The organism is Carboxydocella sp. JDF658 (genome assembly GCF_002049395.1).
Lineage (GTDB): Bacteria > Bacillota.
Map to the genome: position 1 here is coordinate 1 of NZ_BDLR01000043.1, position 7,355 is coordinate 7,355.

The 7,355-nt window shown below is 47.6% G+C and carries 7 protein-coding genes; all 7 read left to right on the forward strand.

Annotated features, from left to right (window positions below; all coding sequences use genetic code 11):
- On the forward strand, window positions 1-873 hold an 873-nt coding region (gene selA, locus JDF658_RS07970), incomplete at its 5' end, for an L-seryl-tRNA(Sec) selenium transferase (RefSeq protein WP_079907110.1).
- Complete coding sequence (selB, locus tag JDF658_RS07975; RefSeq protein ID WP_079907112.1) at window positions 870-2,777, forward strand: selenocysteine-specific translation elongation factor; 1,908 nt, start codon at window positions 870-872, stop codon at window positions 2,775-2,777. The genes selA and selB, both read left to right, overlap by 4 nt.
- On the forward strand, window positions 2,777-3,667 hold the full coding sequence (locus JDF658_RS07980) for a selenium metabolism-associated LysR family transcriptional regulator (RefSeq protein ID WP_079907114.1): 891 nt from the start codon (window positions 2,777-2,779) through the stop codon (window positions 3,665-3,667). The genes selB and JDF658_RS07980 overlap by 1 nt, the downstream gene beginning before the upstream one ends.
- A gap of 56 nt (window positions 3,668-3,723) precedes the next feature.
- Window positions 3,724-4,857, forward strand: a complete 1,134-nt coding sequence (locus JDF658_RS07985; RefSeq protein ID WP_079907116.1) for a peptidase S7 — start codon at window positions 3,724-3,726, stop codon at window positions 4,855-4,857.
- 81 nt (window positions 4,858-4,938) lie between these two features.
- Entirely contained in the window at window positions 4,939-5,871 is a 933-nt protein-coding gene (gene ftsY / locus JDF658_RS07990) for a signal recognition particle-docking protein FtsY (RefSeq protein ID WP_079907117.1), read from the forward strand.
- 4 nt (window positions 5,872-5,875) lie between these two features.
- Window positions 5,876-6,667 carry an S-methyl-5'-thioadenosine phosphorylase gene (gene mtnP / locus JDF658_RS07995; protein ID WP_079907119.1) on the forward strand — a complete coding sequence of 264 codons (792 nt, stop codon included), beginning with the start codon at window positions 5,876-5,878 and terminating at the stop codon, window positions 6,665-6,667.
- Window positions 6,668-6,681: 14 nt separating this feature from the next.
- A partial coding sequence (locus JDF658_RS08000; RefSeq protein WP_143311976.1) for a s-methyl-5-thioribose-1-phosphate isomerase occupies window positions 6,682-7,355 on the forward strand: 674 nt, incomplete at its 3' end.

The following is a 7,355-nucleotide window of genomic DNA, read 5'->3' on the forward strand; positions in this document are numbered from 1 at the left end:
ATCGGCGGTTCATTTCGTGTTCCTGAGGTAATGGCCCAGTCAGGTTGTATTTTAAAAGAAGTGGGGGCTACCAATAAAACTAAGCTCAGTGATTATGAACAAGCTATAGGTCCTAATACGGGCTTGTTATTGAAAGTACACACCAGTAATTACCGGATAGTAGGTTTCACTCAGGAAGTTGGCCTGGCTGATTTGGTAGAACTGGGTAAACGTTATCAATTGCCGGTAATGGAGGATCTGGGATCCGGATTTTTGGTAGACCTGGCTGCTAGAGGTATCGGTGATGAGCCTACTGTTCAGGCATCAATTGCCGCCGGGGCGGATGTCGTCACTTTTTCAGGGGACAAGCTTTTAGGAGGACCGCAGGCTGGTATTATCGTCGGCAAGAAAAGTCTTCTGGACAAAATGAAAAAACATCCTTTAAACCGGGCTTTGCGAATCGATAAAATGACTGTTGCTGCCCTGCAGGCAACATTGCTGGCTTATCTTGAGCCGGAAGGAGTATGGCAGGAAATACCTACTTTGCGCCTGCTGACCTTAACTGCTGACCAGATACAGGACAGAGCAGAAAGTCTGGCAACTTCTCTTCGTACTGTATTGCATGATAAGGCTGAGGTTCAAGTAGTAGCTGAGGTCAGTGAGGTAGGAGGAGGCGCAATGCCCTTAACTAGTTTGCCTACTTATGCAGTCAGAATAAAGTTTGTACAACGAGACTGTCAACTGATGGCAGAGCGTTTGCGGCAACAGGATAGGCCGATATTGGTACGTATCAAGGATGAGGGGATCCTGCTGGATTTGCGCACTGTTTTACCTGGAGAGGAAAAGATGATTTTATCAGCTTTTACCAGTTTGATGGAGGGAGAGAGCCGATGAAGCGGGTTATTATCGGCACTGCTGGCCATGTTGACCATGGCAAAACTACCCTGGTCAAGGCCCTAACCGGGCATGATACTGACCGGCTGAAAGAGGAAAAAGTACGGGGCATTTCGATTGAACTGGGATTTGCTCCTTTTACCTTACCTTCTGGACAAAGAATCGGCCTGGTGGATGTACCGGGCCATGAGCGCTTTATTAAGAATATGTTAGCCGGAGTTGGTGGCATTGACCTGGTAATGCTGGTTATCGCTGCCGATGAAGGAATTATGCCGCAAACCAGAGAACACCTGGATATTATTAATTTACTTCAGGTTAAGGGCGGCGTTGTGGTGATAACCAAGGCGGACCTGGTAGAAACTGAATGGCTGGATCTTATCCGCGAAGAGGTAGAAGAAGTTTTAAAAGATTCAGTGTTAGCTGGCGCACCGGTTATTGCTGTTTCAGCAATGACTGGACAGGGAATTCCCGAGTTAATTGCTGTTCTTGAAAAACTGGTTAGTGATATTGAGGAGAGACCTGCGACCGGCCAGGCGCGTTTGCCGATTGACCGGGTCTTTACGATAACAGGCTTTGGCACTGTGGTTACCGGGACTCTGATTAGTGGCCGCCTTCAGATGGGACAGGAAGTTGTACTGTTACCTTCTGGTAAACAAAGTCGAATTCGCAGTTTACAGGTGCATGGTAAAAGGGTGGAAGAGGCGAGAGCGGGCCAGAGAGTAGCCGTTAATTTGCACGGCCTGGAAATAAACGAGGTGGATAAAGGAGAAGTTTTAACCGTTCCTGGCGCCTTCGTCCCCACTTATCGTCTGGATGTGGAACTGGAAGTATTGCCGACTGTTGAAAAGGCATTACAACATGGTCAAAGATTGCGTTTCTATCTTGGAACCAGTGAGGTTTTTTGCCGTTTGCGCTTACTGGATCGAGAAGAATTGGAAGCTGGAACCAGAGCCCCGGTACAGCTTGTACTAGAACAACCTGTGGTAGCAGCCAAAAGAGACCGGTTTATAGTACGTACTTACAGTCCAATGCATACTGTGGCGGGAGGTCAGATTATCGACGCCCATCCACCCCGTCACAGGAGATACCAGGAAGGACTAAACGAGCAATTGCTGCAAAAACTTAAAGGAGAGCCGGATGAACTATTGTTGAATGTAATGAAATCCACTTCATCCGCCCTGCTTACGTGGGAGGAACTGATTAAAAAGGCACAGCTCTCACAAGAGGAGGGCCAGGCTGCTCAACAAGTTCTTCTAGGCAGAGGAGATGCTCTGGAAATCAGTGTGGAAAAGCAAAAGTATGGAATAGCCCGGGATATTTATCTACTATGGTTGGATACGGTCAAACAGATTTTACAAAAATATCATCAACAGTATCCGCTGCGGCGCGGTTTTTCTAAAGAAGAACTAAGGGGTAAACTGAATCTAAATTTAAGCAACAAAGAGTTTACTGCTTTGCTAAATATGTGGCAGCAGGATGGGGAGCTGCAAATCTTAGAACAAGATGTCGCCTTAAAAGATTTTCAACCAGAAGCAAAGGGTAAATTAGCCGAGGCAGTAGCCCAGGCAGAAACAGCTTTTCTGAAAGGAAAATTTCAGCCTCCGTCCTGGGCTGAAGTGGCGGAGAAATTACCAGTTTCACCCCAGCAGCAGGAGGAAGTGCTACTGTTTTTACAACAACAAGGCAGACTGATAAAAATAAGTGACGATTTATATTTTCACAGCCGGGCCCTAAAGGAAGCAAAGGATATTTTACTGGAACTTCTGGAAAAACATCAGGAAATAACACTGGCCCAGTTTCGGGATGCTTTGAACTCATCGCGCAAATACATGGTTCCCTTAATGGAGTATTTTGATCGGCAGCGAGTGACCAGGAGAATTGGGGATTTGAGGGTGAAATTTTAATGAACTTACGACAACTTGAGACCTTTTGTCTGGTGGTTGAACTGGGGTCATTCACTAGAGCTGCCCGGGTTCTGCATATGACCCAGCCGGCGGTTAGCTTGCAAATCAAAAATCTGGAAGAAGAACTGGGGCTGCCCTTGATCGAGCGCGGAGAAAAACAGCTAATTATTACAGACGGCGGTCATTTGCTTTACCGACAGGCCAAACGCATTCTCAGTGAATGGAATATTTTACAGGATGGGCTGGAGCAACTGAAAGCTTCCCAGACCGGTACAATCCGGCTGGCAGCTTCTACTATTCCCGGGGAGTATTTATTGCCTGTATTACTGGCTACTTTTCGCAATCACATTCCAGGAGTGTCCCTGGGGCTTAATATTACGGATAGTGAAGCAGTAGGACAGCTTTTACTGGAGCGGGCTGTGCATTTAGGGGTAACAGGTGTAGCTTTGAAAGATCCTTTGCTAGAATGTCAGCCCTGGCGGTCAGATGAGATTTTGCTAATCGTAGGGCCTGAACACCCCTGGTTTGGGGTGCAGGAAATTGAGCCAGGGCGTTTGTGGGAATCTCCCTGGATTTTACGTGAACAGGGGTCTGGAACCAGAAAGGTTGTGGAAACCAGATTACAAACTTTAAATATTGAGTTATCCCAGTTGCCGGTTTTGATGGAATTAGGATCCAGCCGGGCAGTAGTGACTGCTGTTGCTTCCGGTTTAGGTGCAGGCTGGGTAAGCAATTTAGCAGTTGCCGATATGCTTGCTGAAGGGAAAATTGCAGCTGTACGGGTCAAAGGTCTGGACTTGAGCCGCACCTTCTATCTATTGCGCCACCGGCAGGTGTTTCTTCCGCCAATTGCCCAAAAGTTTTATGAGTTCTTGTTAAAACAGGTTTAGCATGAAACACCTCCTGCTTTGCCAAACTAAAAACAAAAGCTGCAGGAGGGTTAGGGATGAAAGTTCAAGGAATTGCCAAAGCGATAGTGGATAAGCTTCTGGAAACCAGTAACCGTCTGGGCCAGGGCCGCAATTGTGGTGTGTTCGGTCTGGTCAATGAACAGGGTATTATCGATTGTATCACTCCCCTGGTTGAGGGGGGGATTTCAGGTTTGCCCCTGCGCCAGCTTTTAAAATACATCTGTAACATGGAAGGCAGACCTGTGATCGAAGGTTTGATGAGTTTGCCAGACAACGCCGTCTTCATTATTACACGGCCAGGGAAAAGCGGCTTGATTACTGATGTCAGTGGGATTAATTTTTTTGGCTGTTCTGTTGTGGCAATTGGTATTAAACATAAGCGTGTGGCTGGCATCGGTTATATTGATGTCAGGCCAGATTATTTCGACCTGGGAACTAAAGCCGAGCGAGTGGATCTAGATATACTGGCCGCTGATAATATGAATGAGGAGAGAAGAGTATTGCAAGCCAGTAATGAATTAGCCCAGAGATTTCTCTACCTATCAGAGCCTGTCTCGGTTGTAGAGACAGAGCTAAAACCCTGGCCAGGGCCCTTTTGCCAGCAAAACTGGCAGCTCCAGCGGTTTGAGGTAAATACTATTGCCAAAGAACTGGCTCAGGAGCTGGTAGTAAAGTCTACAGAGGTGGGACAAGGCCGGGAGGTAGCGGTAATCGGCATTGTGGATGAAAAGGGGCATGTTACCGGCATGGGAAAACCGGTAGTGGGTGGTATGGGTTATATCCCTTCCCGGCTAATTGCTTCCAGCGCTGTGGACATTAGTGGAAGGAGCCTAAAAGAAATTTATGCTAAACTGGTTCCGGAAAATGCCGTTTTTGTGCATACCCATCCTGGTGGAACCGGGGTCATGCATATGGGAGACGCTATGGCTGGACCGGGGACCTGGGGTAGACCGATTATCGCCATTGGTCACGACCAGGATGGCAACATAAAAGGGGCTACAGTAATTGAAGTCCGAGAAGAAATTTTCCGGCTGGCAGATGAAGATGAGAAAATCAGTCAGGAGTTTTTCCAGGCTGAGACTCCGGAAGCAGAAGCGGAAATCCGTAACCGCAAATTCGGGATTGCCCAGGAATTTACCGCTTTATGTAAAGCAATTGAGCTCGTCTAGACTTTATGCTAAAATTAAAAAATGATGCCAGTGGTTAAGGAGGCATCCTCCTTAACCATTTTTTGCGAGGGAGGGTATTACATGGGCTTTTTTAGCAAGTTAAAAGAAAGTCTGGCCAAAACCAGGCAGGTTTTCGTAGAAAAAATTGAGACTTTATTAACGGGATACCGTAAACCCGATGAGGAGTTTTTCGAAGAGCTGGAAGAAGCTCTGATTCAGGCAGACGTGGGTGTGACTACTTCCATGCAGCTCGTAGAAAAACTGCAGAAGATATGCAAAGAAAGGCGCATTGAAGATGCATCACTATTAAAAGATGTGCTTGCTGAAGAAGTTGCCCGAATTTTAGGAGAAGAGGATATTGAGCTTAATCTGAAAGGGCAGCCGTTTTCAGTAATTCTCGTAGTTGGAGTAAATGGGGTAGGGAAAACCACAACCATTGGTAAACTAGCCTGGTTTTTAAAAAGCCAGGGCAAAAAAGTCATTCTAGCAGCAGGGGATACTTTCCGCGCCGCTGCGATTGACCAGCTGGAAATCTGGGGAAACAGAGCCGGAGTAGAAGTGATCAAGCACCAGGAAGGCAGTGATCCGGCGGCAGTAGCCTTTGATGCTATGCAAGCTGCTAGAGCTAGAAAAGCTGATGTTATCATTATTGATACAGCCGGGCGGCTGCATAACAAAGTTAATTTGATGGAAGAATTGAAGAAAATTAAACGAGTGATTCAACGAGAAGTTCCGGATGCCCCCCACGAGGTTTTGCTGGTACTGGACGCTACTACAGGACAGAATGCAGTAAACCAGGCCAAGATCTTTGGTGAGGCTGCCGGAGTAACAGGGATTGTCCTTACCAAGCTGGACGGCACTGCCAAGGGTGGAGTGATAATTTCCATTAAAAACGAGTTAAAAGTGCCGGTGAAATTCATTGGCATCGGGGAGAAGATGGAGGACTTGAGGCCCTTTGCCCCCCATGAATTTGCCTCTGCCCTCTTTGACCGAAGTGATGCAAAGGAGATGTAGAAAAATGGCAATTGAAGTAGCGATAATTGGGGGAACGGGAGTTTATGATCCCCGCCTGTTTAGCGATTTACGAGATGAGTTGCTGGAAAATGAATATGGCACTGCCAGTGTAAAAATAGGACTTTACAAAGGCAAGGAAATAGCATTCCTGAATCGCCATGGGGCTGGACATTCTGTGCCCCCCCATCTGGTAAATTACCGGGCAAATATTAAGGCTTTAAAGGACCTGGGAGTTCAGAGGATTTTTGCAACAGCTGCAGTGGGTTCCCTGAAACAGGAATTCCCTCCCGGTGCTTTTGTCCTGGTAGATCAATTCCTGGATTTTACCAAACAGCGGGAATCCACCTTTTTTACCGGGGGCGAAAAAGGGGTTATTCATATTGATATGACTGAACCCTATTGTCCCCACTTGCGAGAAATCATCGCTCAGGCTGCAAGCAGAAAAGGCATCGAAATAGCCAAAGGCGGGGTGTATGTTTGTACTGAAGGGCCTCGCTTTGAAACCCCGGCGGAAATACGCATGTACCGTAGCTTAGGTGGAGATCTGGTTGGCATGACTTCCGTTCCGGAAGTGGTTTTGGCGCGAGAAGCGGAAATTTGCTATGCTACAATTGCCATGGTGACTAACTTTGCAGCTGGAATATCGCCCACACCTTTAACTCATACGGAAGTACTGGAAACGATGGCCCAGAATGCAAGCAAGTTGCAAACCCTATTACTGGAGGTTATGGATAATCTACCCCAGGAACGGAATTGTAGCTGTGGCCGGGCTATTTCGGATCTGGGCAGTTTGTAAAGGAGGCAATTGTTGTGGAGAGCTTACGCTGGCGAGAAGGGATATTGGAGATACTGGATCAAACCAGGCTTCCATTAACCATCGAATATGTACAATCCTCGGACTATCTGGCGGTAGCCAATGCCATTAAATCTATGCAAGTGCGCGGTGCGCCGGCTATAGGAGCGGCGGCTGCCTTTGGCTATGCCATGGGGGCCCGGGAACATCAAAACCTGCCCAGAGAGCAATTTCTGGCGGAAATGCAAGAGGTGAAACAGGTCCTGGCCAGCACCAGGCCTACAGCTGTTAACCTGTTCTGGGCCTTAGATCGTATGGAGAAGAAACTGCTAGAGGTATCCCACTTGCAGCCTGCAGAAATAGCCGACATTCTTCTGGAGGAGGCTAAAGCTATACACCAGGAAGATCTGGAGTTGAATCGCCGTATGGGTGAATATGGACAACAGCTGATTCCCTCCGGAGCCCGTATTCTTACCCACTGTAATGCAGGGGCCCTGGCAACAGCAGGGTTTGGTACTGCCCTGGGGGTAATCAGAGCTGCCCATGCTGCTGGCAAACAGGTACAGGTTTATGCTGATGAAACCAGACCTTTGCTGCAGGGGGCTCGCTTAACTGCCTTTGAACTTATGCAGGATGGGATTCCGGTTACCTTAATTACCGATAATATGGCCGGTTATCTGATGCGGCGGGG

What these genes read in the sequence shown, in the direction of transcription:
- selB (WP_079907112.1), top strand. Translation starts at nt 870, where the DNA reads ATGAAGCGGGTTATTATCGGCACTGCTGGCCATGTTGACCATGGCAAA.
- JDF658_RS07980 (WP_079907114.1), top strand. Translation starts at nt 2,777, where the DNA reads ATGAACTTACGACAACTTGAGACCTTTTGTCTGGTGGTTGAACTGGGG.
- JDF658_RS07985 (WP_079907116.1), top strand. Translation starts at nt 3,724, where the DNA reads ATGAAAGTTCAAGGAATTGCCAAAGCGATAGTGGATAAGCTTCTGGAA.
- ftsY (WP_079907117.1), top strand. Translation starts at nt 4,939, where the DNA reads ATGGGCTTTTTTAGCAAGTTAAAAGAAAGTCTGGCCAAAACCAGGCAG.
- mtnP (WP_079907119.1), top strand. Translation starts at nt 5,876, where the DNA reads ATGGCAATTGAAGTAGCGATAATTGGGGGAACGGGAGTTTATGATCCC.